Origin of the sequence: Neorhodopirellula pilleata (assembly GCF_007859915.1) — a bacterium.
Classification (GTDB): Bacteria; Planctomycetota; Planctomycetia; order Pirellulales; family Pirellulaceae; genus Rhodopirellula; species Rhodopirellula pilleata.
Genome location: NZ_SJPM01000002.1, coordinates 228,499 through 253,633, shown reverse-complemented (window position 1 = coordinate 253,633; position 25,135 = coordinate 228,499). Strand labels below are relative to the sequence as shown.

General features: G+C 57.0%; 20 protein-coding genes. 11 read left to right on the top strand and 9 right to left on the bottom strand.

Going from position 1 to position 25,135, the window contains the following annotated elements; translation table 11 throughout:
- Positions 1 to 51 precede the first annotated feature (51 nt).
- Together Pla100_RS06115 and Pla100_RS06110 are read left to right on the top strand one after the other, a co-directional pair.
- A complete protein-coding gene (locus tag Pla100_RS06115; RefSeq protein ID WP_146576812.1) occupies positions 52 to 903 on the top strand; it encodes a hypothetical protein in 852 nt (283 codons plus the stop codon).
- Positions 904 to 1,019: 116 nt separating this feature from the next.
- A complete protein-coding gene (locus Pla100_RS06110; protein ID WP_146576811.1) occupies positions 1,020 to 1,943 on the top strand; it encodes a rhomboid family intramembrane serine protease in 924 nt (307 codons plus the stop codon).
- 200 nt (positions 1,944 to 2,143) lie between these two features.
- On the opposite strand, the gene Pla100_RS06105 is transcribed toward Pla100_RS06110, so the two are convergent.
- From Pla100_RS06105 to groL (Pla100_RS06080), 6 genes are all read right to left on the bottom strand, one after another.
- Positions 2,144 to 2,482, bottom strand: a complete 339-nt coding sequence (locus Pla100_RS06105) for an FmdB family zinc ribbon protein (protein ID WP_146576810.1) — start codon at positions 2,480 to 2,482, stop codon at positions 2,144 to 2,146.
- Positions 2,483 to 2,598: 116 nt separating this feature from the next.
- Positions 2,599 to 3,219, bottom strand: coding sequence for a nucleotide exchange factor GrpE (locus Pla100_RS06100; protein ID WP_146576809.1), 621 nt, complete (start codon positions 3,217 to 3,219; stop codon positions 2,599 to 2,601).
- A complete protein-coding gene (dnaJ, locus tag Pla100_RS06095) occupies positions 3,219 to 4,361 on the bottom strand; it encodes a molecular chaperone DnaJ (RefSeq protein WP_146576808.1) in 1,143 nt (380 codons plus the stop codon). The genes Pla100_RS06100 and dnaJ overlap by 1 nt, the downstream gene beginning before the upstream one ends.
- 159 nt (positions 4,362 to 4,520) lie before the next feature.
- A complete protein-coding gene (gene groL / locus Pla100_RS06090) occupies positions 4,521 to 6,143 on the bottom strand; it encodes a chaperonin GroEL (RefSeq protein WP_146576807.1) in 1,623 nt (540 codons plus the stop codon).
- Positions 6,144 to 6,272: 129 nt separating this feature from the next.
- The gene (groES, locus tag Pla100_RS06085) at positions 6,273 to 6,584 is read right to left on the bottom strand and encodes a co-chaperone GroES (RefSeq protein ID WP_146576806.1); all 312 of its coding nucleotides are present in this window, start codon (positions 6,582 to 6,584) and stop codon (positions 6,273 to 6,275) included.
- 112 nt (positions 6,585 to 6,696) lie between these two features.
- Positions 6,697 to 8,388 carry a chaperonin GroEL gene (gene groL, locus Pla100_RS06080; RefSeq protein ID WP_146576805.1) on the bottom strand — a complete coding sequence of 564 codons (1,692 nt, stop codon included), beginning with the start codon at positions 8,386 to 8,388 and terminating at the stop codon, positions 6,697 to 6,699.
- 445 nt (positions 8,389 to 8,833) lie between these two features.
- Between groL (Pla100_RS06080) and Pla100_RS06075 the strand changes: the two genes are divergently transcribed.
- The 5 genes from Pla100_RS06075 (at position 8,834) to Pla100_RS06055 (ending at position 15,432) form a co-directional block, all read left to right on the top strand.
- Positions 8,834 to 9,490: a hypothetical protein gene (locus tag Pla100_RS06075; protein ID WP_146576804.1), complete on the top strand. Its 657-nt coding sequence runs from the start codon at positions 8,834 to 8,836 to the stop codon at positions 9,488 to 9,490.
- Entirely contained in the window at positions 9,487 to 10,137 is a 651-nt protein-coding gene (locus Pla100_RS06070) for a sigma-70 family RNA polymerase sigma factor (protein WP_146576803.1), read from the top strand. Before Pla100_RS06075 ends, Pla100_RS06070 begins: the two co-directional genes overlap by 4 nt.
- A complete protein-coding gene (locus Pla100_RS06065) occupies positions 10,134 to 12,404 on the top strand; it encodes a serine/threonine-protein kinase (protein ID WP_146576802.1) in 2,271 nt (756 codons plus the stop codon). Before Pla100_RS06070 ends, Pla100_RS06065 begins: the two co-directional genes overlap by 4 nt.
- Before the next feature lie 234 nt (positions 12,405 to 12,638).
- Entirely contained in the window at positions 12,639 to 12,950 is a 312-nt protein-coding gene (locus Pla100_RS06060) for a hypothetical protein (RefSeq protein ID WP_146576801.1), read from the top strand.
- Positions 12,951 to 13,164: 214 nt separating this feature from the next.
- Positions 13,165 to 15,432 carry a SulP family inorganic anion transporter gene (locus Pla100_RS06055; protein WP_146576800.1) on the top strand — a complete coding sequence of 756 codons (2,268 nt, stop codon included), beginning with the start codon at positions 13,165 to 13,167 and terminating at the stop codon, positions 15,430 to 15,432.
- A gap of 147 nt (positions 15,433 to 15,579) precedes the next feature.
- On the opposite strand, the gene cysC is transcribed toward Pla100_RS06055, so the two are convergent.
- The gene (gene cysC, locus Pla100_RS06050; RefSeq protein WP_146576799.1) at positions 15,580 to 16,290 is read right to left on the bottom strand and encodes an adenylyl-sulfate kinase; all 711 of its coding nucleotides are present in this window, start codon (positions 16,288 to 16,290) and stop codon (positions 15,580 to 15,582) included.
- The gene (locus Pla100_RS06045; protein WP_146576798.1) at positions 16,287 to 17,780 is read right to left on the bottom strand and encodes an SMI1/KNR4 family protein; all 1,494 of its coding nucleotides are present in this window, start codon (positions 17,778 to 17,780) and stop codon (positions 16,287 to 16,289) included. The genes cysC and Pla100_RS06045 overlap by 4 nt, the downstream gene beginning before the upstream one ends.
- 122 nt (positions 17,781 to 17,902) lie before the next feature.
- Between Pla100_RS06045 and Pla100_RS06040 the strand changes: the two genes are divergently transcribed.
- Positions 17,903 to 19,318 (top strand): glucuronyl esterase domain-containing protein, encoded by a 1,416-nt coding sequence (locus Pla100_RS06040; RefSeq protein ID WP_231602771.1) that lies wholly within the window; start codon positions 17,903 to 17,905, stop codon positions 19,316 to 19,318.
- 132 nt (positions 19,319 to 19,450) lie between these two features.
- Here Pla100_RS06040 and Pla100_RS06035 read toward each other — a convergent pair whose 3' ends face one another.
- Complete coding sequence (locus tag Pla100_RS06035; protein ID WP_146576797.1) at positions 19,451 to 20,920, bottom strand: DUF6513 domain-containing protein; 1,470 nt, start codon at positions 20,918 to 20,920, stop codon at positions 19,451 to 19,453.
- 288 nt (positions 20,921 to 21,208) lie between these two features.
- Between Pla100_RS06035 and Pla100_RS06030 the strand changes: the two genes are divergently transcribed.
- The 3 genes from Pla100_RS06030 (at position 21,209) to Pla100_RS06020 (ending at position 25,130) form a co-directional block, all read left to right on the top strand.
- Positions 21,209 to 24,502 carry a fused MFS/spermidine synthase gene (locus tag Pla100_RS06030; RefSeq protein ID WP_146576796.1) on the top strand — a complete coding sequence of 1,098 codons (3,294 nt, stop codon included), beginning with the start codon at positions 21,209 to 21,211 and terminating at the stop codon, positions 24,500 to 24,502.
- A 184-nt stretch (positions 24,503 to 24,686) separates the two neighbouring features.
- Complete coding sequence (locus Pla100_RS06025; RefSeq protein ID WP_146576795.1) at positions 24,687 to 24,866, top strand: hypothetical protein; 180 nt, start codon at positions 24,687 to 24,689, stop codon at positions 24,864 to 24,866.
- Between the two features lie 3 nt (positions 24,867 to 24,869).
- Positions 24,870 to 25,130: a GlsB/YeaQ/YmgE family stress response membrane protein gene (locus Pla100_RS06020; protein ID WP_146576794.1), complete on the top strand. Its 261-nt coding sequence runs from the start codon at positions 24,870 to 24,872 to the stop codon at positions 25,128 to 25,130.
- The last annotated feature ends 5 nt before the right edge of the window (positions 25,131 to 25,135 follow it).

Below are 25,135 nucleotides of genomic sequence, written 5' to 3'. Positions count from 1 at the left end.
AGAACTCCGTGACCATTCCATTCGCGTGCATTGATCGATTGAACGGCAAGGATGCCAACCAGAACGAATCAAGCGATAACCGACTGCCGCCGAAAGTCGACTGATACTTTCGTCAGGTTCGTTCGTTGCATTACCCGCCCGAACGCAACCGGCCGGTTTCGCTTCGTCACCACCGGCGGTTCGCGATATGCCATTGCTCTCTTAGCGATCGCTTCGATAGGGATGGGCATGTTGGGGCTTTTCCGTTCGGATCCGGTGCGAACGCCGATTCTGCGTCCGACGACATCCTTGGTCGTCACACCACCTCCCACGTATGATCCAACTGCGGAAACGGTTGGTCAGGCCGAGAGCGAGCCCAAATCGAAAGCGGTCGCCGTCCGCATGGTCGCCCATCGCAGCACGCCGAAACGTCTAACCGTTTCGTCGAATCAAATTCAGATGCAACCGTATGGCGCTCCCACCTTCGACGGGGTGGTCGTTGAAAAAGGACAATCCATCGAACTTGAGAACGTGAAAATGAAGTTCGACGGGAAGAACACGGTCGTCGAAACCGACGAGTACACGATGGTCTTCATGTCCAGAACCGCAGCGAATATCCCGTACTTCGACGTGAAGTTCATCCCGACGACACCGTTCGCGGATTCAGTCGCGCCACACGGATTGTGGGGACTGACCGTGGACGCGGGTAACGAAGCTCGCAACGGCGACGCGGGTCGAGGTACTCAAGGTGGTGGGGCGATCGACTCCGTCAATCAGGACGGAACGATCCAACGCACCCAGCGAGGTGATCGAACATCGGTCGAACTCTATGAGGCCGACAGTCTGTTTGCCACCCAGGCCAAGAATGAAGCCGGTGCCTCGTTCTTCCGCTTCGCAGCCGAACGTGGAACCGGACTGGTTTAACCTGATGATGGGAATTGAATGAGGTTCACGGACGCATCCAATCGCATGACGCATTTTGGTATCTTCGAAAGAAAGACCAAGATCGAACATGATGCGACGAATCGTCCGATGAACCCATGAATCCCGTGCCCCCAAACCAACCGCAGCGTGTCGGCGTGTTCCGATCTCACACTCGACGCGAATGCGTCGAGATGCGGTTGGTGCTCGACGCGATGGGGATGGATGCGACGATCAGTCGGCAGACCACCGGACACGATGCCGGCGACTGGGAATTGCAAGTTTGGCCGCGAGATGTCGCGGCGGCGAAACAGGAACTCGATGCGTATCAAGCCGAACGTGCCGTCGACATCACCCCAACGGTCGAGCCTATCGCACTATTCGAAGGTGCCGGGTGGGGCATCTTGATCTATGTCCTCTTCTTGATATCCATCGAGATCCTTTCGCGTGCCGACGGTTACGGTTGGGGTTGGACAACCGTCGGGCCGCTGCGGGCAGGCGAAGTGACAAACGGACGCTGGTGGCAAACGATCACCGCCCTGACGCTCCACGCGGACCTTGCTCACTTGTCGTCAAACCTGTTGTTCGGTTCGCTGTTCGGGTTTCTCGCCGGACGTGTGTTGGGCGGCGGAGTGGCTTGGTTGATCATCATCGTCGCCGGATCGATCGGCAACGGATTCAATGCGATGGTGCGCAGTCCCGATCACATTTCGATCGGGGCGTCGACGGCCGTGTTTGCGGCACTTGGGATCTTGGTCGCCCACGCGCTCTATCCTCGCGCCGCCCAACGCGATACGGCTTTCCAACGATACAGTCCCCTGATTGCAGGGGTCGTGATGTTGGCGTTTCTAGGAACCGAAGGCGAACGGACCGACGTCCTGGCTCACGTGACCGGTTTCACGGCCGGTTTGGTGATCGGATCGATCGGGCGATACTTTCCACGCCGATGGCTCGAAAATCCCCAGCTTCAACTCGTCGCCGGCGGTGTCGCAATCGCCCTTATCGTCATTGCTTGGTCGGTCGCAATCGCGACCCGGACGTGAACTCGGAACGCGGTTTAACAAGTCCAATAGTAGGCTGGGTGGAGGAGGCTCGGCGACGAACACCCGGCGTTTGAATACTAAGGTTTTAATATTGGCGTTTGAATATTGGCGTTTGGCGAAAACCTTGTGCCCAATGCCGGGTCTTCGCCGAAGCGGCTACGACCCAGCCTAATTCTAGTTCAATCTTCGCTCGACAACTTTCAGGAAGACTTGCCATCTCCGGTCGCTTTTTTGGCCGGCTTGCTGCTGGAGGATTCGGACTTGGGGGAATCTTTCTTGCCCGACGAGTCGCCTTTGGATTCGCTCTTCGATTCGCCGGCTTTCTTATCCGCCTGAGCACCTTTCTTGTAACTATCGCTGCGATAGTCGGTTTGATAAAAGCCGCTGCCTTTGAAAACGATCGCGGCACCGGTGCCGAACTGGCGTTTGAGTTTATTCTTCTTACATTCGGGACACTTCTTCACCGGGTCATCGTTGATGCCCTGAAAAATTTCCAATTCATGTCCGCAAGCTTCGCACAAATAATCGTAAGTTGGCATCGAAGTCAAAAGTAAAGAGTAAAGAGTGAACAACAAAAGTAGGCTGGGTCGCAGCCGCTTTGGCGGAGACCCGGCAGTCCACAGCTAATAGCTAACCGCCAATAGCCAACCGCTACTTAACCTCCGCTTCCCATGCTAACGACGACTTGGGCGGGGCGAAGGACTCTCCCATGCATTCGGAAACCGGTGACAGCGACGTGGGCGACTTTGCCTTCATCGATGTCAGGGGTGGGCATTTGCGAAATCGCTTCGTGGACGTTCGGGTCGAACACTTCGCCTTCAGCGGGAATCGGCTCGACGCCGTGTTTGGCCAGTGCGTCGTCGAGTTGCTTCGCGACCATCGCCACGCCTTCACGCAAACTTTCCGATTCGGAACTAGCTGACGCCGCTTCGATCGCCCGGATCAAGTTATCGCGGACTTGCAAGACGTCGGCGACGACCGCCATCGGGGCGAATTTGAGTTGGTCTTCGTAGTCTCGTCGCATTCGCTTACGGAAGTTCTCCGCGTCGGCCTGTGCCTGCAACACTCGTTTGTCCGCCGCGACGACTTCGCCCCGCAAGCGTTCCATCTCCTCATCTCGAGTCTCCGGTGCACTGTCTTGCAATTCCGATTCATCGAACGATTCATACGCTTGATCGGTGGCCGCTCGAACGTCGAGCTGATCGCTGTCGAAGTGGGAGCCAGACTGAGATGCCTGATTGGGATCTTGTTCGTTTTCGTCGTTGTGGTGATTCATCAAGTGGATTCTTCGGGTTCAGGGTCAAAGAACTGTTTGAGTTTATCCAGGAACGAGGTTCGTTCAGGCAGAACGGCTTCGTGATCGAGGTCCGCGAGTTGCCGCAGCAATTTTTCCTGCTCACTGTTGAGTTTCTTGGGGACCTCGATGTAGACCTGAACGAGTAAATCGCCGTTGCGTCCGGTTCGGTGGTCGACGATGCCCTGTCCTCGAACCGTGAACACGTTCCCGCTTTGTGTCCCCGCCGGGACCGTCAACTGATGGGGTCCGTTGAGGGTGGGGACTTCGATCTCGGCTCCCAAGGCCGCCTGCGGGTACGAGATCGGCAATTGCAGGATTAGGTGTTTGCCGTCGCGTTTGAACAGGTTGTGAGGTTGAACACTGATGAAGCAGTAACAATCACCGGCGGGGCCGCCGTCGGGACTCGGTTCACCTTCGCCGGACAGACGCACTCGCATTCCATCATCGACGCCCGCCGGAATTTCGACGTTCATCTCGGCTTTCTCGTTTTGCAAACCGGTTCCGCGGCACTTGTTGCACGGCTGGCTGATCTGCTTACCCGCGCCTTGGCACGTCGGGCACGTCGTTTGGACTCGCAGGATGCCGGCGGACTGGATCACTTGGCCTTGGCCGCCGCACATGGTGCAGGTCACCGGTTCACTGCCGGGCGCGGCACCACTTCCGGAGCAGGTGTCACACGCGACACGGCGTCGAAACGCGATGTCTTTATGGCAACCTCGGGCGGCCTCTTCGAGTGTCAGCGTCACGTCGCAGCGGATGTCTGCGCCTTTGCGGACGCGTCGACGACCTCCGCCGCCACGGCGACCTCCGCCGAAGAAATCGCCGAAACCGCCACCAAACAAATCACCGAACGCTTCGAAGATGTCTTCGACGTCGCCGTATTGTTGCGTGGCACCCTCAACGCCGGCGTGGCCGTACTGGTCGTAGCGGGCTCGTTTTTGTTCGTCGCTGAGGACTTCGTAGGCCTCGGTGGCTTCCTTGAACTTGGCAACCGCGTCGTCACCTTTGTTCGTGTCGGGGTGATACTTTATAGCCAGTTTACGGTAGGCGCGATCGATTTGTTGTTTCGTCGCGGTCCGCTCGACCGTGAGTACCTCGTAATAACACGTCTTGGTTGCCATCAAACCGGATCAAAAGTTGGAGTATCATCGAAACAGGCCGCTCGCCGATGGCGAACGGCCTGGTTGAATTATTAGTTGCGACTCGCTAGCGGTCCCATCGGGAGACTGCTGATCGAATCAGCAGTCCCCACGGGAATCGAAAAACCTAGCTTACTGAACTTAACTCACGACGCCTTCAACGGGTCGTTTGTTCTTGTCTTCCTTCTCGAAATTGGTGACCAATGCTTCGGTCGTCAACATCAATCCGGCGATGCTTCCAGCGTTGATGAGGGCCGTGCGGGTGACCTTGACCGGGTCAATGATGCCAGCCTTGATCAAGTCGCAATATTGGCCCGTGTTGGCATTGAAGCCAATTTTGGGGTCGTTCTTTTGCAAGACTTCGTCGACCACGACGCTGCCGTCGATGCCGCCGTTGTCGGCGATTTGACGCATCGGCGCATCCAACGCATTGAGGACAATCTCGATGCCGATTTTCTCGTCGCCCTTGGCCTTCTTCTTGGCCTCTTCGAGCGCACCGCGGCAATGAACCAACGCCACACCACCGCCGGGCAGAATGCCTTCTTCGACGGCCGCACGGGTTGCGTGCAAGGCGTCTTCGAGGCGAGCCTTGGTTTGCTTCATCTCGGCTTCGGTTTCGGCACCGACGCTGATCACGGCAACACCGCCGGCGAGTTTGGCAAGCCGCTCTTGGTATTTTTCTTTGTCGTAATCGCTGTCGGTTTGCTCGATCTGGGCACGGATTTGGCCGACTCGTTTGTCGATGTCCTCGCGGTTGCCGGCACCTTCGACGATGGTCGTGTGACCCTTGTCGACGGTGACCTTCTTCGCACGACCGAGGTGCTCGAGGGTGACGTTCTCGAGCTGAATACCGAGGTCTTCGCTGATCAACGTACCGCCGGTCAGCGTCGCGATGTCGCCGAGCATCGCCTTGCGACGATCGCCGAACCCAGGTGCCTTGACGGCACAAACGTTGAGCGTACCGCGGAGCTTGTTGACGACCAAAAGCGTCAAAGCTTCGGCGTCGACGTCTTCGGCGATGATCAACAACGGTTGGCCGGTTTGAGCGGTCTTCTCGAGCAACGGAACGAGGTCGCGGATGTTGCTGATTTTCTTTTCATACAACAACACGAGTGCGTTATCGAGACTCGCTTCCATCGTGCCCGGATCGTTGATGAAATACGGCGAGATGTAGCCTTTGTCGAACTGCATGCCGTCGACGTACTCGACTTCCATGATTCGGCTCTTGCCTTCTTCGACGGTGATCACGCCGTCTTTGCCGACTCGCTCGAGGGCGTCGGCGAGCATGTTGCCGATTTCATGATCGTTGTTTGCCGAAATCGCACCGACGTGAGCAACTTCTTCTTTACCACTGACCGGGCGTCCCATTTCGACGAGTTTTTCACAAGCCGCTTCGACACCCTTTTCGATCCCGCGACGGATCGCGGTCGGGTTGCTGCCGGCGACGATGTTACGCAAACCTTCCTTGAAGATCGCGCGGGCCAAAACGGTCGCGGTGGTGGTTCCATCACCGGCCAAGTCGCTGGTTTTTTGTGCGACTTCGATGACGAGTTTCGCGCCCATGTTTTCGAACCGGTCTTCCAGTTCGACTTCTTTAGCGACGGTCACGCCGTCCTTGGTGACGGTCGGGCCACCGAACGACTTGTCGATGATCACGTTGCGACCGGTCGGGCCCATCGTGACCGCGACGGCATTGGCGAGTTTATCCACGCCGGCGAGCATGCGGGCTCGTGCGTGATCGTCAAATAGCAATTGTTTTGCCATGACTGAGGTTCCTGTTAGGTTGGTGATTGAGGACGGATGCTGAAACCGGACGGCCGGGGCCGAGCCGCTGAATCGAAGACCAAACTCCGGGGCAACGAATGGTTACCCCGAAATTTTGTCATGAAAGAACTAGCCGATCTTGGCAAGGATGTCGCTTTCGCGAAGGATCTTCATCTCTTCGCCGTCGACTTCGATTTCGCTTCCGCCGTACTTGCCGTAGATCACCACGTCGCCGACGGCAACGCTCAGTTCGCCACGGGCACCGCTATCGAGCAACTTGCCGGGGCCGACGGCCACGACGGTTCCGCGTTGGGGTTTTTCCTTGGCCGAATCGGGAAGGACGATTCCGCCCGCCGTGGTCGATTCCGCTTCGGTGGGTTGAACAACGACACGGTCATCGAGAGGACGCAAGTTGATGGTTTTGCTTTTGGTAGCAGCCATGAGGGATTTCCTGATTGAAGATTAAAGTTTGATTGATTGGTTGAAGATTTGGTTGAAACGATAAGGGTCAGTGTCACTCGCGGCTGGGAACCGGCCGAGAGCCAACGGCGGCTTACATCATGCCGCCCATGCCGCCCATGCCACCCATGCCACCCATGTCGGGCATTCCGCCGCCCATGCCGTGGTCGTGGTGATCGCCGCCGCCTGCTTCTTCCTCGACAGGAATCTCGACGACGAGCGATTCGGTGGTCAACAGCAACGAAGCGACCGAAGCGGCGTTGGTCAACGAGGTGCGGACGACCTTAGCGGGATCGACGATCCCGGCGGCGACCAAGTCACAATACTTGTCGGCGTTGGCGTCGTAGCCTTCGGTCTTGCCCTTCATTTGCAAAACGCGATTGACGACGACGGCACCATCGAGGCCGGCGTTGTTGGCGATCGCACGCAGTGGTTGGTCGAGGCAATTGCGGATGATGCGGACGCCGAGCTTTTGATCGCCTTCGGTTTCCTTCTCCAACTTCTCGACAGCCTTTCGGCAATGCAGCAAAGCCGTTCCGCCACCGGGGACGATGCCTTCTTCGAGAGCCGCTTGGGTGGCCGCACGAGCGTCGTCGATGAGGGCTTTGCGTTCCTTCATCTCGGTCTCGGTGGCCGCACCGACGTTGATTTGAGCCACACCGCCGGCGAGTTTCGCCAAACGTTCTTGCAGCTTCTCTTTGTCGTAATCTGAATCGGTGTTTTCGATTTCGCGACGGATTTGGGATACGCGGCCTTCGATGTCCGCTTTCTTGCCGGCACCGCCGACGATGGTGGTCGCTTCGCTGGTGATACGAACCTGTTTGGCACGACCGAGGTCGGTCATCTTGACACTTTCCAGGTCGATGCCGAGGTCCTTGAAGATCGCCTTGCCGCCGGTCAACACGGCGATGTCACCGAGGATCGCCTTGCGACGGTCGCCGTAGCCGGGAGCCTTGACCGCACAAGCCGACAGGATGCCACGCATCTTGTTGACAACCAACGTCGCGAGGGCTTCGCCTTCGACGTCTTCGGCGATGATCAATAACGGCTTCTTGGCTTGGCTGATCGCTTCGAGCAACGGGATCAACTTCTTGTTGTTGCTGATCTTTTCTTCGAACAACAGAATGTGGCAATCATCTAGTTCGACCGAAACTTCGTCTTGGTTGGTGACGAAGTGCGGCGACAGGAACCCACGATCGAACTGCATTCCTTCGACGACGTCGACATAAGTTTCGTTGGAGCGGCCTTCTTCGACGGTGATCACACCGTTCTTGCCGACCTTGGTGAAGGCGTCGGCCAGGACGTCACCGATTTCAGGATCGTTGTTACCGGCGATGGTGGCGACTTGCTTGATGTCGCTCCTGCTTTTCTCGTTGATCGGCGTGGCCATCTTGGCGATTTGGGCACAGCACGTGTCGACGGCCTTTTGAATGCCTCGCGACAACGCCATGGGGTCGGCACCGGTGGCGACCATCTTCAAGCCTTCGCGGAAGATCGCTTCGCTGAGCACGGTCGCGGTGGTAGTTCCGTCACCGGCGACGTCGTTGGTCTTCGAGGCGGCTTCCTTGACGAGTTGGGCACCGAGGTTTTCCAGCGGGTCATCGAGTTCGATGTCTTCGGCGACGGTCACGCCGTCTTTGGTGACCTTGGGTGACCCCCAGCCTTTGTCCAAAACGGCGTTGCGACCACGGGGGCCGAGGGTGCTGCGAACGGCACGAGCGAGTTTGCTGACGCCGGCCAGCAAGGCTGCTCGGGCTTCATCGTCAAAAACGATTTGCTTTGCCACGATGTGAATCTCCTGAGGGGGTGAAGGGGGGCGGGACATCCCGGTGGGCTGGCGATCGGCCGGCTCCAGGTCTCGACGCCCGTTCACCGGTTGGGAACGAGGTAGTGGATACGAAGTAATGGGTCGTTGTGGGTACAGCGAGACCGGTCGCGTCGGTCAGACGGGCACACTCCCACTGCGAGTGGAAGCAGGGAGCAATCGGCGTACCGAACACCCGAATGCATCCGTAAGGTGTTTGCAGGCAATCACTTACGCGTGTCCAGTGCTCGCCCGACAAAATCGGTCACGGGGTCGCCATGCCAGGGTGGCAGAGATCGCCCGGGACGGACGCGGCTTGAGATCGACCAAGAAACTTCGCACGAGGCCCCCGCCGAACGCTACTCAGCGGCCCGCCGGTGGGTACGATTGAGGGGACCAACCAGCTCTTTTCTTTGGCGATCGCTTCATGACGGCTTTCAATCCTTTCGGCTCCCCCGCGCTGGCACAAGACTCGTTCGACCAAGAACCGGGTGCCGCCAAGGGCACATCGACGACCCTGCACGGTTATGCGTTTACCGGCCAAATCATCACGTTGGCCTTGGCGAAAGGGATCCTCATCATCGGCTTGATTTTCGGCGTTTTACTGATGGACGACGAACGTGCGTTTGGCAATGCAGCGATCCTGTTGCCGCTCGGCGGCGGATTATTCGTGGTGATGTTGGCCGGTGCGTTCTTCGTTTCCAAGATGTTGCGGTCCGCAGGCGTCACGCGACTACGACAACACCCCGAAGTCCATGCGATGCACGAAGCCACGCCGGCGAACACGACGATGGCCGTGATGCGAGAGGAGTGGATCCAGTGGGACAACAAATCGCCACTGCCTTTGCCCTTGCGACCGTTCCTCGCCGGCGAACAGTCGGCCACGATCGTTGGTCAAGCGATGCTCGAAGGATCCGCCGTCATCAACTTAGTGTTCGCCTTGCTCGACGGATCCTACGCCCATTTCTTGTTCGCGTTCTTGGCCATGGTTGGTTTGGTATCGATGATCCCCACGACCGGAAAGTTGCGAAAACGGATCGAGATCGCGATCTCGCCCGAATCGATCGAAGGGCCCCGACGATGACAGGCAATCCAGACCTGCAGTCCGAATCGACGACGGGGTTGGTGGTGGCATCCAAAGCGGGCAACAACGAAGCCTTGGGGGCGTTGCTGTTGCGATATCGTGGTTTTCTGTTGATGCTCGCTCATCGCTATCTTTCCGAACAACTGCGTCGCCGGATCGATCCGGCCGATATCGTGCAGGTCACCTTTTTGGAAGCAAAACGCGACCTGCACGCGTTCCGCGGCGACACGCCGGCCGAGTTCGCCGGATGGTTGCGCGGAATGCTCAAGAACAACGTCGCGTCGGCGCTGTCGCACCATGTCATGACTCAAAAACGCAGCACCCGCAAAGAGGTCTATGCGGGCGGTGAAGACGACGGCAGCTCGCGTCAAAATTGGATCCACCAATTACCCGGCGGCAAGACCAGTCCCAGCGGCATCGCGGTGCGCCAGGAAGCCGTGTTGGCGATGATGAACGCGCTGCACGAACTTCCCGAAACCCAAGCCGAAGCGATTCGGTTGCGTTACATGGAGGGTTTGCCACTGAAGGAAATCGTCGAACGAATGGGCAAGAGCGAGACCGCCGTGGCGGGGCTTCTCAAACGCGGCCTGCAAAAATTGCGCGCCCTGCTCGACACCGGTAGCAGCCCTTGGTGGACATCCGCATGAATCAACCACCTTCAGATCCATCCATTGACGAACAGTCCTTTGACGACCGCCCCGACGATGCCGAATTGAACTCGCAGCTTGACGAAGCATTCGCACTTTACCTGAGCGCCTGCGATACCGGCGAATTGGACTCCCGCGAAGATTTTCTCAAACAGTTCCCGAGCCTGTCGGGGCAACTCCGCGAGTTGATGGAAGCCGCCGACATGATCGGCAACTTCACTCAAATCAGACCCGCCATCTCCGACCCACTGGATTCCCCCGGACCACTGGATCGATCGAGTCCGCCTGAGACGATCGGCATCTCTGAAATGGGAGCCGGCGAATCGGCCGGTGACTTTTCCGCGATGGACCCGCACGCGACCTTGCCGATGGCCAACCGACCGACCGGCGACTTGGGACCCTCGTTGCCGTTCGAAATGGAAGACTACACGTTGTTGAAGGTCCTCGGCGTGGGCGGCATGGGCGTGGTTTACCTTGCCAAACAGCGTGACCTCGAACGACTCGTCGCGGTCAAAATGATCCGCAGCGGGATGTTGGCAGGCACCGAAGAAGTCAAGCGTTTCTATACCGAAGCCAAAGCTGCCGCGTGTTTGCGGCATCCCAATATTGTCGCCGTGCATCAGTTCGGCCGACGGGCCGGTCACCACTTCTTTTCGATGCAATACATCGAAGGCGAAGACTTACAGCGGGTGCTCAAGAAAGACGCCCTGCCACCTCGCCGTGCCGCTGAAATCGTTCGCGACGTCGCCCGCGCGATCGATCACGCTCACCAACGAGGCGTCTTGCATCGCGACCTGAAACCGGGCAACGTGCTGATCGATCCTCACGGCCAAGTTCACGTGACCGATTTCGGACTCGCCAAACATGTCGACGCCGACAGCAGCCTAACGGGCACGGGCGAGGCCGTCGGCACGCCACATTACATGGCTCCCGAGCAAGCGATCGGCAAAAGCGAGCAAGCCACTCACGCGACCGACATCTATTCGCTCGGCGCGGTTTTGTTCGCCGCCGTCACCGGGAATCCGCCTCTGGTCGGCGACACGATCATGCAAACGTTGATGAAGGTCGCCCATCATCCCGCCCCGACGTTGCGATCGGTTTGCCCGGAGGTCGATGCCGACTTGAGTGCGATCGTCGAGAAATGTTTGCAGAAAGAACCCGCCCGGCGGTATGCGTCCGCGTCGGCCTTGGCGGACGACCTGCAACGCTATTTGACCGGCGAACCCATCGCCGCCCGATCGATGGGGCCGATCGGGCGGATCGTGCAATGGACCAAACAAATTCCCGTCGTCGCGGCCATCGCCGGGCGTCATTCCACCGACGCGCCGATCAGCCAACGTCGACTGCAAACGGCCATGATCGCGATGTTGTTTTTGATGCCGGTCGGACTGCTCAGTGGGGCTTGGTTGCAACATCGCGCCGCCTCGGCGATGCCGAAGCAAGTTCGATTGGCGGGCGGTCTGGTAGGCGGTTTGTATACCGAAACGTCTCGCCTCCTCGGCTCGAAGATGCACGAGATCAGCGGCGTCGAATTCGAAGTCACACCGACCGGGGGAACGTGGGACAACCGCGATCGCTTGATCCGTGGAGAGGTCCATTTGGCACCGATGCAAGCGTCCGCCGTCGGTGGCGAACAACTCTCCGTCGTGGCACCTTTGTTCTACGAAGCCGTCCATGTCTTGATCCGCAAAGACGGTCCGGTGCGCTCGATCGGTCAGCTTCGAGGTCACTCGATCGCCGTCGGCCCCGAAGGCAGTGGATCTCGCCGGGCAGCCGAATTGGTGCTCGATTCGCTCCAACTAGGCCCCGCCGAATGCCCGCGCGTGGTCATGAAGTGGCCGCAGTTAAAAAACGCTTCGCGGGAAAGCTCCATCGATGAGATTCCTTCGGTCGCGATCATTTGCATCGGTCCAGGCAGCGACCTCGTTCACGATCTTCTCGTCGATCAGCAGTGGCAGTTGATGTCGCTAAGCGGCAGCGTCACGATCGCCTTACAACACCCGACCCTGCGACCGATGACGCTTTCGGCGGAAGCTTATCCCGAGGCGATGCTGCCGGCCGAAGGCATCGAGACGGTGGGCACGACCGCGTTCCTGGTCTCGCACCAAAACGCGCCGGACCGCTTGGTGGAGTTGGCTCTCACAGCTTTATATCGCGAGCCGGGGATCGTCGGACTAATCCCCGCCGAGCGAGCCGCCGAATGGCAAGGCCTCGCTTTTCACCGCGCCGCCCGGGCGTATTTTGACGCCGTGGCGATCATTCGATAGCGACTCGACCCTGAGGCGAATCACGCAGGATCGGTATCGAAGCCGTAAGGCATCAATATCGATCAATCCACCAGCCCGTCCTCGTTATCGCTTGTTCCGAGGCCGGAAAACTGTCAGACTAAATAGACTGGCGCTATAACATCTTAGCCTGGCGCTATGGATTCTATTTGTCTCTCTGGTTGTGAATTGTTGATTCGAACGTTATCCCCCCATCGACCCGCTCGATTAATCGGCATGATGCTTTGCACCACGTTGATGTTGGCCGTGTTGCCGAGCATAGGGCTCGGCGTGGTGGGAACGGAAGCATTGCTCGACGGCGAAACGTCGCCTTTTTCGGAAGAAGATTTCGAAGGACGCAGCTTCCATTCGCGTTCTCGTAAGGAACGAATCACGATCGCTCGTCAATCATCAATGACGATGGCCGCACTTACATCGCCGTGGCAGTATCCGGCTCGGATCGCCTCGCGAGCACGGCCGTTCGGTCCAACACGGGCGATCGAAGGGCATCGACGCGCCGACGGCTCGCTCGCTCCGATGCGTTGTTAGTGAGTTCTTGTGCCCGTCTTTACCGGGCACCTTCGTTCAATCTCATCGGAGGCCTGCATGCCCAGGGGACGATCTGGTCTCACCTTTGCAGCACCGTTTGGGCCGGTACTCGTGGCATCGCAATGCTGCCGCAGCGGGACAGGATCGGTACCCCATTGGGGAACTCATCAGTCTCACTAAGCGAATCTCATACTCAATTGTCCAAGAATCATTCATGACTTCACCATCGCCCACCTTTTCGTTTTCGAATGTTCTCAGAGACTTAGTCGCGGGTCTTGTCGTTTTCTTGGTCGCGTTACCACTTTGCCTTGGTATCGCACTGGCATCGGGCGCGGAGTTGTTTTCGGGTTTGTTAGCTGGGATCGTGGGAGGCCTCGTCGTCGCCACAATCAGCGGTTCACATACCAGTGTGAGTGGTCCTGCGGCCGGTTTGACGGCGATCGTTGCGGCGCAGATTGCCTTGCTCGGTTCGTTCGACGCCTTCTTGCTGGCGGTCGTGATTGCTGGTCTTATCCAAATCGGTTTTGGGATCGCCAAAGGTGGAGCGCTCTCCGCGTTCTTTCCTTCGAGCGTGATCAATGGGTTGCTCGTGGCGATCGGGGTGATTCTGATCTTGAAACAGATTCCACACGTCGTCGGTCACGATACCGATCCCGAAGGCGAGATGTCGTTCATTCAACCTGATAAAGAGAACACGTTTTCTGAAATCATCGATACCATCGCCGGCGATATCCACGTCGGTGCCATGGTGATTGGGATCTTCTCGATCATCTTCCTTGCGTTGTGGGATCGATTCCCGGCTCTCAAAAAGTCAATCGTGCCCGCACCGCTGCTGGTGGTATTGGCGGGCGTGGCGATCAGCCTTGGCTTTGAAGGGATGGGTCCCGATTGGGAAATCGGCGAGTCGCATTTAGTGCTGATCCCGATCGCCAAGAGCGCGTCGGAATTCTTCAGCTTCATCCGACTGCCTGACTTCTCGCAACTGGCCAATCCAGCCGTTTATATCGCTGCGATTACGATCGCGGTGGTGGCCTCTCTCGAAACGCTGCTCAACCTCGAAGCGGTCGACAAGATCGACTTTGAAAAACGCAGCTCACCGCCGAGCCGCGAATTGATCGCCCAGGGCTGCGGTAATTTTGTTTGTGGGATGATCGGCGGATTGCCGGTCACGTCGGTGATCGTCCGGGGCAGCGTCAATGTCAACGCCGGCGCGAAAACCAAGGTCTCTGCAATCTTCCATGGCCTGCTGTTGTTGCTGAGCGTGGCGATTCTGCCACGTTACATGAACATGATCCCATTGTCGGCCCTCGCCGCCATTCTGCTTGTAACCGGGTTTAAACTGGCCAGCCCGGCCATGTTTCGTCGAATGTGGGACGAGGGACGTTATCAATTCATTCCGTTCATCGTGACCGTACTTGCCATCGTCTTCACAGATCTGTTGATCGGAGTCTTAATCGGCCTGGGCATCGCGGTTTTGTTCATTCTCAACAGCAATCTACGTCGCCCCATTCACCGAATGGTTGAATCTCATTCGGCGGGCGATATAACGCACATCGAATTGGCCAACCAAGTCAGCTTTCTCAATCGAGCGGCGATCGAAAGAGTACTTGACGAAGCTAAACCGGGAAGCCGATTGATGATCGATGCGAGCGGTTCCGACTATATCGATCCTGATGTTCTGAGCCTGATTCGAGAATATACCGAGACCACCGCTCCGGCCCGAAAGGTACTGGTGAATCTTGTCGGCTTCAAAAGGAAGTATCAACTTAGTGATAACGTTCAGTTCGCCGACTACACCACCCGTCAACTACAACGCGATGTCACTTCCGATCAAGTAATTCGAATCCTTTACGAGGGCAATCAACGTTTTGTCAGTGGCCTGCGGTTGAACCGCGATTTAGGACGCCAAGTCAACGCGACCGCGATCGGGCAAAACCCTTTGGCGGCGATCCTGAGTTGCATCGATTCCCGTGTTCCCACCGAGCTGGTTTTCGATCTCGGCGTGGGGGATATTTTTAGCGTCCGCGTGGCAGGCAATGTGATCGGAACCAAATCACTCGGCAGCGTCGAGTACGCGGTCGGCGTTGCCGGCGTCAAATTGGTCGTGGTCCTCGGACATACTCGCTGCGGTGCGGTCACCTCTTCGGTCCAATTGGTCTCCACCGGACAAAATGCCAAAGATGCGACTGGTTGTGACCATTTGCAATCGATCATCAATGAGATCGCACCCAGCGTTGTCGACCTGCCTTCCACGCCCATCAGCGAATTGCCAGCCGCCGAGGCCGAGTCATATATCGATGAAGTCGCACTCCGAAATGTGCTGCACACGGCCGAACAGATTGTGACTCGCAGCGAAGTCATTCGGACCGCTGTGTCGGAAGACCGCTTGAAAGTCGTCGGTGCCGTCTATGACGTGAAAACCGGGAAGGTCGATTTTCTAAACCTCTCGCTCAATGAAATCAAAGACGAGCTATCTCATTGATCGTACGCCGGTTTATCACCTATCCGATCGAATGAAATTCCGATTACGACGTCAAAACAAAGACGAACTCCCACGATGCCCGTCGCTGATCGCAACGGGCATCGTGTCTTCAACAGAGACTCAGACGCCTAGAACTCGGCATCTCGCCTAATGACTGATCACACCGCACCGAAGTAGTGCGTCAAAAATCTCTTTTGCTTGATCTGTCGGTGTCGCGTCTTCACGGTGCGTCAGATGAATCTCTGGTTTCTCGGGTGCCTCATATGGATCGCTGATCCCGGTAAAATTCTTGATCTCGCCGGCGATGGCTTTCTTGTACAAACCTTTGGGGTCGCGTTGTTGGCAAACCTCGATCGGCGTGTCCACGAACACTTCAAAGAAATCTCCTTCTTGCCCGGACGTTTCGACCATTTTGCGGACTCGGTCGCGGTCACGCCGGTACGGACTGACGAACGCCGCCAAAGTGATCAATCCGGCCGATGCCATGAGCGTCGTGACCGCACCGATCCGGCGGATGTTCTCTTCACGATCGATCGCGGAGAACCCCAACCCGAATCGAGTCGCAAATTCATCACCGTGTTCGACCGCCAATACCGCCGGAGGCGCGCACAAGCCGTGACGGACGTTGTCCCCGTCGAGCAAGGTCGACGCCGCTCCGTGCTCGATCAACAACCGGTCCAGTTCATTAGCAATCGTGCTCTTGCCACAACCGCTCAAGCCGGTGAACCACACCACGCACCCGCGTTGGTCCAAATTCACCTCGCGATGTTCGCGCGTGACGGTGTCTTCGTGCCAGACAATGTCTTTTGAAACGTCGTTGTCTTTCGATGCGCCGTTCGGGCTGAGTGATTCATTCATAAGTTGTATCTCGATTGGAGCCCACGTCGGTGGACGCGGGCGAGTCGTTCATGACCGGACCAACCGGCTTGATGACAAGCGTGGATGTAGTTGTCAAGCAGTTCGCCGTAGCACTTCAACGGCTCCGCCCCGAGATCCCAGCCGGCGCAGTAATACAACCGAGCGGCCGTCGCCGGAGACTCGTCAACGGCGGCTTTGGCGGCGTCCATCAACATCGCCGAATAACGACTGCGAACCGATTCGGCATTCTCCGAGGTCGGCTCACCGAGCTGCCGTGCCAGCGTTACCGAGTCGATCCGCCCGGGAACCATACCTAGCTGCTCGATCGTGGCAGATGTCAAGTCGCCGGAAACACCGCTTTCGGGCATGCTGTTTTCGTAATGCTGGTGAATCAAGAGCAGTTCTTGAGTACCCAAAAACCGAGCCGCAAACTTGGCAACGCCGTTGGACGACGTGGCCCAGTGAGTCCGCAATCGAACGCTCTGATCGGTGAAGACGCTGCACCGGATCGCTAAGCGAAACGACTCGCAAGCCGCACGATGGTCGCCGCGACGAAAACGACAATAGCCAAGCAGATCGTGACCCCACGACAAATCGCTGGCTTGTTTCGCGATCGCTTCGGCATGCTCTTCGATTACGTCCCATTGTTGTTGATCGGGTTGGAAGTCGGCCGGCGTGACGCCGAGTTCGTTCTGCAATCGCATCGCCACCGATTCAGGAAGTTCTCGCAAATCGAAACACCATCGCATCAAGTCGTTCCAAGACAATCCGAGTTGATGAGCGGACTTGGGTTCGAGTTGATTCAACAGAACACTATCGAGACTATCGATCGTCAATTGACAACGCACAGGGATTTCGCAAAGCCCGGCGGCGATTAACTCCTGTCCGAGTTTGAGAGGAGAGCAATGATTGAAATCAATGGAGTCAATCGCGGGTAAACACGACTTGGCCCATTGAACCCAAGGATGATCGGTTTGCTCAAGCGGCGAACGGTCGTTTGAATCGGTCGACGACCCGCCCATCCATTCCGCCGGGTCGGCATGACGTCGATCGGCCTGCGGAAGACGCGGCAACATCCAATCGAACAACAAAGCTTCCGCCAACGTGTTACCCCAAGGCAACCAGTCGCCACCCCCGTGATACCAATGGCACACGTCGGTCGCCCGGCCGGTCGCCGCGGCGACATCCGGATCAAGCAATCGCAAACACAGCCAATCGCCAATACCGTTGCCCACCAATGGGAGAAAATTGGGCGGCATCAACGGCGGCCAAACCGCGTCGGGGACTTCCGACAACAACGATTCGGGAGTCGCCGGGTGCCGGTATTCTCCCGGACCGAGCGTTTTCCAAAGTGGGACGCGGCCTTCGCCGGCGTCCCACCATTGACGCAGCGGCTCGGTGATCGGGATGCCGAAACGTTCGCAAACCGACTCGGCGTACGAACCCTGCGCAGGGTCTTCGTCGTCGGCAGTCGAATCGGCAGCGTTCACGAGTTATGATCCATGGGCCGATCAATCGGCCCTGTTTTCGTGCGAAAAGATAAGAAAAGATCGAAACAGAGTAACGACGAAGGACTACCAAAGGCAAGCGAAGTGATTCTATGTCAAAAATAATGAGATTTTTCGGGCCCGCATTTCGGTTGACGGTGTTCTTGGTGGTCGCTTCGCCATTGACCGCATTGCCGCTCAACACGGTTTGGCGACGGCTTGAAGCAGCTTCGCCCGCTGACACAAAGCCCGCACCGACGAAATCCGCAAAGTTTGTTCCGAATTACGACGAATCGAAGATTCCCGAGTTCACCCTCCCAGATCCACTCATCGATGCCAACGGTGAACGCATTGACACACGGAATGATTGGGAATCCCGACGCCGAGAGACGCTGCTGAAGTTCGAACACCACGTTTTCGGATCCATGCCCACCCAACGCCGCATCCACACCGAGATCGTCCGTCGCGATCCGACTTGGAACCATGGCAAAACGACGCGGTATGAACTCACAGTCACCCTGTTGCCGCTAAGTGAATCCAATGAGCAGCCCGATACCAACCAGCCCGGCTTGGACCTGATGGTCCTGATCGACGTCCCCTCGTCCGCATCCGCCGACAACCCCGTACCGGCTTTCTTGGGATTGAACTTCCAAGGCAACCACACCGTCACCGACGATCCGTTGGTTCGCATTTCACCGTCGTGGGTACGCGACCGTCGAGATGCCACCAGCCGAGGCAACACTCCGCTGGATGCCGGACGGGGCGTCGCGTCGGATCGTTGGCCGTTGTCGATGATCAACGACCGAGGCTACGCAGTGGCGACGTTGTATTACGGCGACATTGATCCCGATTTCGATGATGGGTTCCAAAACGGCGTTCACGGGTTATTTGCCGATTGGATCGAACGATTACCCGCCGACATCCGCCCCGGTTCGATCGCCGGTTGGACCTACGGATTGCAATGCGTGCTGGACGCGATTGTACAAACCCCTGCACTGGGGATCGACGCCGACCAAGTCGCCGTCATCGGTCATTCGCGTCTGGGCAAAACCTCGCTTTGGGCGGGCGCGGTCGATCCGCGTTTCGCGGTCATCATCAGCAACAATTCAGGATGCGGTGGCGTGGCACTGTCGCGTCGAGCGATCGGGGAAACCGTAGGACGAATCAACACCTCGTTCCCGCATTGGTTCTGTGATCGCTTCAACGACTACAACGAAAATGAAAACGCCCTTCCTGTCGATAGCCATCAACTGATCGCGCTTGCTGCCCCGCGCCCGGTCGCGATCGGAAGTGCCACCGAGGATACGTGGGCCGATCCGAAAGGCGAATTCCTGGCGGGCGTGCATGCCTCACCGGTTTATCAATTATTTGACAAACCGGGCTTGGTCGATGCCAACGGGCAATCCCCGACTCTGATGCCAGCCCCGAATGAAGCGTACCCCGACGGCACGATCACTTATCATCTCCGCGACGGAAAACACGACTTGACCGAGCATGATTGGAAACGATACCTCGACCTGTTCGATCGCGTACGCGATTGATCGAACGAGAACGATAGCTTCGTTGACCTCGAAGCCGTAGGCTGATCGAATCATAACCCGATGCGTAAGCGAGGGATGAGTCAATATCAATTATCCCTCGCTCATGCGTCGGGTTGCGATACGAATTTACGTCTACGAACGTTTCCGGTGCCGACTCGTTCGTGCGATCCGATGCAAATCCTCTTCCACCGTCATATGTCCCCATCGTAATGCTTGGTCTTGATCGTATTGCTTGCCCAACTGCAACGCGATCGAGGCTTTGGCCATTTCGTACCCGAGGTAGAACGCGTGGGACGGGTCGACGTTATCTGACTCAGGCAAGGACAACAATTCTTCCATGATCGCGAACGGGTCGGTGCCTTGTAGATGCACTCCGGCGCTGAGCAGATGCAACGTGTCGTCCTGAGCGATGATCCGGTAATTGTTATCGCGGATCCCTGATGCAATCGACTCGATCACCTCGGACGCGTGCGGTCGCAGTTTTGGATCTCGCAACATCACGAGTTGATCGGACAAACGTTTCGGTGGGACTCCCTGCGTGATGCTGTAATGAACCAAACGCCTTGCTAAATCGCATTCCTTGACGCTCGAACGAGCCCAGTTAATCACCTGTGTCGTTAACACGCTATTGATCGAGAACTCTTGGCAAAACGCTAGCAACACGAAGTTCAACCCTGCCGAGTCCACGTCCGTCAACTCCGTGAGATTGCCGATTCCCATCATCATCGCGTGCTCGGGATACCGCCGACGAACTTCCGCGTAACGCAATAAACTCTCCCCGAATCCGAACCCGATCGGTTCCAAGATCGGATCCAAACGAAACGGCACGCTATGCCGAGAAAGAAATGCGATCGTCGCATCCAAACTATCCAAGTCGTCGGGAGTATCCGGAATCGCAACGACCTCACATCCCCAATCGATCGCTTGATCCCGGTTGGATGAATTGACCGACAACACCAACGATGCCCCCGCCTCGATTGCGGTGGCCGCTTCCCATGCGTCGAAGGTATCGATGCTAATTTTGTGTCCGGCGGCAACCAAAGCCGAGACATAGTCGCCGATCGTTTCGCATCGTCGCGACGGGTCACAACCTACGTCGATCCGATCGGCCCCTTCGCCGCGCAATGCACCCGCGATCGCAACCACGTCGTCGATCTTCATCCGAGGTGCGTGGTTGATCTCCGCAATGATTTCGATCGAATGTCGGCTCAAATCCGGTTGAACGATCTTGCCACCCAACCAAGCATCCAGGTCGCGACAATCCTTCGGACCGCATAGAACCGATTCCGCCGGAAGTTCAGCAGCGTCGGCGATCAAAGTCCGCCAAGTGCGTCCCTCGGCATCGCCGGAATCGTCCAGCGACGCCTCGCAAAACCCCGGCAGAATCAAATGCGTTGTCCCATCGGGCACCTGCAAATGCCTCAGCAACCACTTCGGCGTGATCAACGCCGCCACCGTGATCGGCAATACCTGGACCGTGAATGCGAACGGCTCACGCTCAATAGCGATCGAAATCTGGGAACGCAGCGACACCTCGGCCAACTTGCCGGTGACGAAATGCAAACGAGCGTCGGACGAAAGATTCGGTGCAGCAGAACTCATCGCATCAGTGTGATCGCCTAGCACAAACTTGACCAGCTCAAAAAGGTGTCAGGACTCCTTACCGGCACTTTCCGAACGATTAGCGTATGTGCGTGCCACGTCCCACGCGAGCCGACCAAGGTGATATCATCTATCACGCCCTCAACCGTGGCAGCCCTTTGGGTCATGAAAACTGGGTGGAGTCCGTCGCCCGACGGTTTGATCTTGAAATGACCCTTCGCCCGCGTGGACGACCGCCTAAGAAGCCGATCGGTTCCCACCATGGTGGCGTAAAACGGGAAGGTGAGTATGAAACAGAGTCCCGACACCTTTTTGGTCGTAGCGGTTTGTTTTTGGTTGAGCGGGTTTGCGGCGTTGCTGTATGAAACCGTTTGGCTGCGACTGTTCTCGATCCAGTTCGGTACGTCCGAACAATCACTCGCGATCGTTTTGAGCACCTACATGGGCGGACTAGCGTTGGGGTCGCTGCTTGCCGGTTGGTGGTTGTCTCGCGATCGAAATGGACGTTTGGCGTCGCGACCGTTGTTGGTGTACGGGATCTTGGAACTAGGCATTGCGGCGACGGCATTGTTGGTTCCGACGGTGTTGTGGGCCGTCCGTTATGTGCAGATCGGCTTGTACGGCGGTGCGGACGCGCCTCCCGATGCGGGTGATTTCAGCCAGATCTCGTTTGCTTTTGGTGGTGCTTTTTTGGCGACGATCTTGCCCACGACGATGATGGGCGCGACGTTGCCGATGTTGTCCAAGCATGTCGTTTACCAAGACGCGCACCTGGGAAAACGAATCGGGGCACTCTACGCGATCAATACGCTCGGGGCGGTCATGGGTACTTTATTGGCCGCTTTCGTTTGTTTGCCGCACTTGGGTCTGTTCCGGACGATCCTGGTCGGCGTCGCTATCAACGTCTTGGTGTTTTTGATCGTCGCGTTGATTTTACGTCCCACATCGATCTCCACCGCCCGATCGGAGCAGGAACCGATCCGCTCGACGGCCGGTCGGGCAGGAGAATCACCCGAGCCTCCGGGAACACGGATGCCGGCGGGGTCGTTGCCGGCGGCGGACTGGGTATTGTTATTGATTGGTTGCAGCGGCGCTGTTTCCTTTGTTTACGAGATCTTGTTCACGCGGATGCTCGGCCATGTGTTGGGCGGATCGTTGTTCGCGTTCGCGTCGATGTTGGCGGCGTTTCTGACCGGGATCACGATCGGCGGGGCGATCGCGGCCCGTTTGGCTCCCGACCGACACGTCGCTTCGCGGGGGTTTTTCTACGCTCAGTGTTTCACAGCGTTGCTCGCGTTGGGTTCTTGGTACGGATTGGAATCCTTGGCCGGGTGGATCAATGAGTTATCTCTGGTAAGGCAAACCGAATCGGTTCCTCGGGTGTTGTTCAGCGTGCTTTTGTTGGTTCCTCCCGCAATCGCGATCGGAATGAGTTTCCCTTGGGCGATCCGAATCCACGCCCGTGGTGAACACGACGCGGCGGGTTCTTCGGCGAAGGTGTACGCGTGCGGAACGATCGGCAGTGTCATCGGCGCGTTCATCACGGGAACTTACTTGTTACCGATGAGCAATTACCAAACGACTCTTATTGTTGCCATGATGGGTAACCTCATCATCGCGGCGTGTTTCCTGTTTTGGTCCCAAATCCCCAAGAATCACTTCGCCTTGATCGCGATCATTGTTTTGGTCGGTGGATGGGCGTTTCCGACACAACCGTCGGAACTATTGCGAGTCAGCTCGTTTGAAAACTATGTACGTGGCGGCCAATTGACCTTCGTTCACACGGGTCGATCGGCCACCGTCACCATACACAATCAAGCGGGCGCTTTCCTAATGTCGACCAATGGATTGCCCGAGGCGACGGCCAGCCCCAAGGGATCGATGTTCAACTGGAAACGCACGACAAATTGGTTGGGCGTTTTACCGGCATCGCTGTTTCCCGAAGCCGAAACGATGCTTGTGGTGGGTTTTGGAGGCGGTGTCGCGCCGGCCCATGCACCGGATTCGGTACGCGAGATCGATGTGTTTGAGCTCGAAGAAGGCATGATCCAAGCCAATCGGATCGTCGCGCCACTCAGGCAACGAGATCCCATTACCGACCATCGCATTCGGATCATCCTGAATGACGGACGCAGCGGTTTAGCGTTAACGCAGAGGAAATACGACATCATCGTTTCCCAACCTTCGCACCCATGGACAGCGGGCGCATCGCACCTCTACACGCGTGAGTTTGCTCAACTGGCCTGTGATCACTTGACCGATCAAGGCGTGTTCGTGCTGTGGATGGATCGACAATTCGTCGATTTAGATCTTTTCCGGTCTTTAGCGGCTACGATGGGTGACGTGTTCGAACACATCGCCTTGTTTCAACCAAACGAATCGGCGTTATTGTTTGTGGGGTTGCGTTCTTCCATCGATTGGACGCAGAAAAATGGACGCGAGCTTTATGCCGTGTGCCGTTCCATGTCGGATCGAGCTTTGTATCGACAAATGGGACTCAATCATTCCCACGCTCTCGTCGCCGCTTTAGCGCTCGACGATGAAGGGTTGCGGCGACTCAGCGAGAACGCACCGATCACCACCGATAACAACAATCTGCTGGCGATGAAACGGATTCGATCTGACGAGCACGAACGAAACAAGAACAAGATTACCGAGGCCATCAATGAATATGATCCGTTGGTAAGAGAGTCAACAATCGGTCGAACCTTCGATTCCGATGCTCGTCTTGCGATCCTTCTTCGCCGTTTCGCGGCCGGTCGCGACCGCAATGCAGAACGATTGCTTGCAACGATTGATGATCTTTCGCGCCGCGAGTTTGCCCAAGGTTATCTTGCGTTGGCGAACAAAGAACTCGAGAAGGCACTTCACCACTTTCAACTCAGCACCAGCGCGGACCCCTCATATCAACCGGCTTGGGTGAACCAGTACTTGGTCATGCGGGAGAGCGTATCGGCCAACGATTCAGATCAAGAATCGTTGCGAAACTTGAGTGCCTCTGTGATTGAACAACTGCGATCTCCCTACAGCGCGATCGCCGAAGCGATCGAAGCGATGCGGGAAAAAGACTATTCCAAAATGAAAGCGATCGACGACAAACTCGCTCGGTTTTCGGTGGAAAATCCTGTTTTTGGAACCGCCGCGATCCTGCGTGTTCAGTGGCGAGAAATCGATCCTTCGTCCGGATCGGTTCGTAGTCGTGGCCAGGAAAATCTGAAGTTACTTGAAAGTTGCATTCCTTATTTGAGCGAAAAAGACCTCGCCATGTTTCGATTACGTGCCGCTGTCCTTGCGGGCCGGCCGAAGATCGTACTGACGACCGCCCAGATGATCGCCGAGCGGATCAACGGCGAACTCGATCCTCTCGCCGTCGACAGTGGCGAGGAACAGAGTTGGAATCGTTTCGACGAATCAGACACTGATCCGGTCAACCTACCGAACATGCAAATTAAACTACAGAATTGCTTGACCGCGATCGCACCACTGGAAGGCGATTCGAGAGTAGCTCGTTCAAGATTCTACGGCGTTCGGATGATGATCAATCAAGCATTAGCCGACGTGCAGCAACGGATGGCTAATTAGCCTTTCGAATCACCGATTCGCCGCCGGGTACGGACTTCGGCTCGAATGAAAAGGGATCTCTGGAAACTCAAACGTCGGATTGTGATCGGTTGGGCATGTTTACGGCACGCAACATGCTCTTTCTAATGCCATCGCATGAGCGATCAAACAAAGCAAATTCACTCTTAAAAACATGAATCGACCTATGACTATCCCCATTCAAACCGTTCACGGCGTTTGCCATCCGGTTGTTGTCCAACCGATCCCCTCGGAGCCTGCCGAAGCCGAAGAGTCCACGACGACCCAACTTTATCGCGATGAGACGGCGGCGCGTTTGATACAGAACAACAAGAAGGCAACCGTTGCCCGAAAGAACCGAAGGTAACGCATGTTTTCCATCATCGGCTGGGTTCTTTTCGGGTTTCTTGTTGGTCTGATCGCTCGGGCACTCGTCCCGGGTTCTCAGCCGATGGGATGCGTGCGAACGATTGCCTTGGGCGTCGCCGGCTCATTCATCGGCGGTGCAATCGGGTTCCTGCTTCGCGGAGGCAGCGTAGTTCAATCGAGTGGTTGGTTTGGGTCCGTCATCGGGGCGATCATTCTGCTCGTGATGACTGTTCGACATCGACGGTCGACCGATCCACGTTGAGGTGG

Bases quoted from the DNA above. Each gene is read 5' to 3' on its own strand.
- Pla100_RS06110 (WP_146576811.1), top strand. From the start codon at position 1,020: ATGAATCCCGTGCCCCCAAACCAACCGCAGCGTGTCGGCGTGTTCCGA.
- Pla100_RS06055 (WP_146576800.1), top strand. From the start codon at position 13,165: ATGACTTCACCATCGCCCACCTTTTCGTTTTCGAATGTTCTCAGAGAC.
- Pla100_RS06065 (WP_146576802.1), top strand. From the start codon at position 10,134: ATGAATCAACCACCTTCAGATCCATCCATTGACGAACAGTCCTTTGAC.
- cysC (WP_146576799.1), bottom strand. From the start codon at position 16,290: ATGAATGAATCACTCAGCCCGAACGGCGCATCGAAAGACAACGACGTT.
- Pla100_RS06040 (WP_231602771.1), top strand. From the start codon at position 17,903: ATGAGATTTTTCGGGCCCGCATTTCGGTTGACGGTGTTCTTGGTGGTC.
- groES (WP_146576806.1), bottom strand. From the start codon at position 6,584: ATGGCTGCTACCAAAAGCAAAACCATCAACTTGCGTCCTCTCGATGAC.
- groL (WP_146576807.1), bottom strand. From the start codon at position 6,143: ATGGCAAAACAATTGCTATTTGACGATCACGCACGAGCCCGCATGCTC.
- Pla100_RS06030 (WP_146576796.1), top strand. From the start codon at position 21,209: ATGAAACAGAGTCCCGACACCTTTTTGGTCGTAGCGGTTTGTTTTTGG.
- Pla100_RS06035 (WP_146576797.1), bottom strand. From the start codon at position 20,920: ATGAGTTCTGCTGCACCGAATCTTTCGTCCGACGCTCGTTTGCATTTC.
- Pla100_RS06070 (WP_146576803.1), top strand. From the start codon at position 9,487: ATGACAGGCAATCCAGACCTGCAGTCCGAATCGACGACGGGGTTGGTG.
- Pla100_RS06020 (WP_146576794.1), top strand. From the start codon at position 24,870: ATGTTTTCCATCATCGGCTGGGTTCTTTTCGGGTTTCTTGTTGGTCTG.
- Pla100_RS06075 (WP_146576804.1), top strand. From the start codon at position 8,834: ATGACGGCTTTCAATCCTTTCGGCTCCCCCGCGCTGGCACAAGACTCG.
- Pla100_RS06105 (WP_146576810.1), bottom strand. From the start codon at position 2,482: ATGCCAACTTACGATTATTTGTGCGAAGCTTGCGGACATGAATTGGAA.
- dnaJ (WP_146576808.1), bottom strand. From the start codon at position 4,361: ATGGCAACCAAGACGTGTTATTACGAGGTACTCACGGTCGAGCGGACC.
- Pla100_RS06100 (WP_146576809.1), bottom strand. From the start codon at position 3,219: ATGAATCACCACAACGACGAAAACGAACAAGATCCCAATCAGGCATCT.
- Pla100_RS06115 (WP_146576812.1), top strand. From the start codon at position 52: ATGCCAACCAGAACGAATCAAGCGATAACCGACTGCCGCCGAAAGTCG.
- Pla100_RS06060 (WP_146576801.1), top strand. From the start codon at position 12,639: ATGATGCTTTGCACCACGTTGATGTTGGCCGTGTTGCCGAGCATAGGG.
- Pla100_RS06025 (WP_146576795.1), top strand. From the start codon at position 24,687: ATGACTATCCCCATTCAAACCGTTCACGGCGTTTGCCATCCGGTTGTT.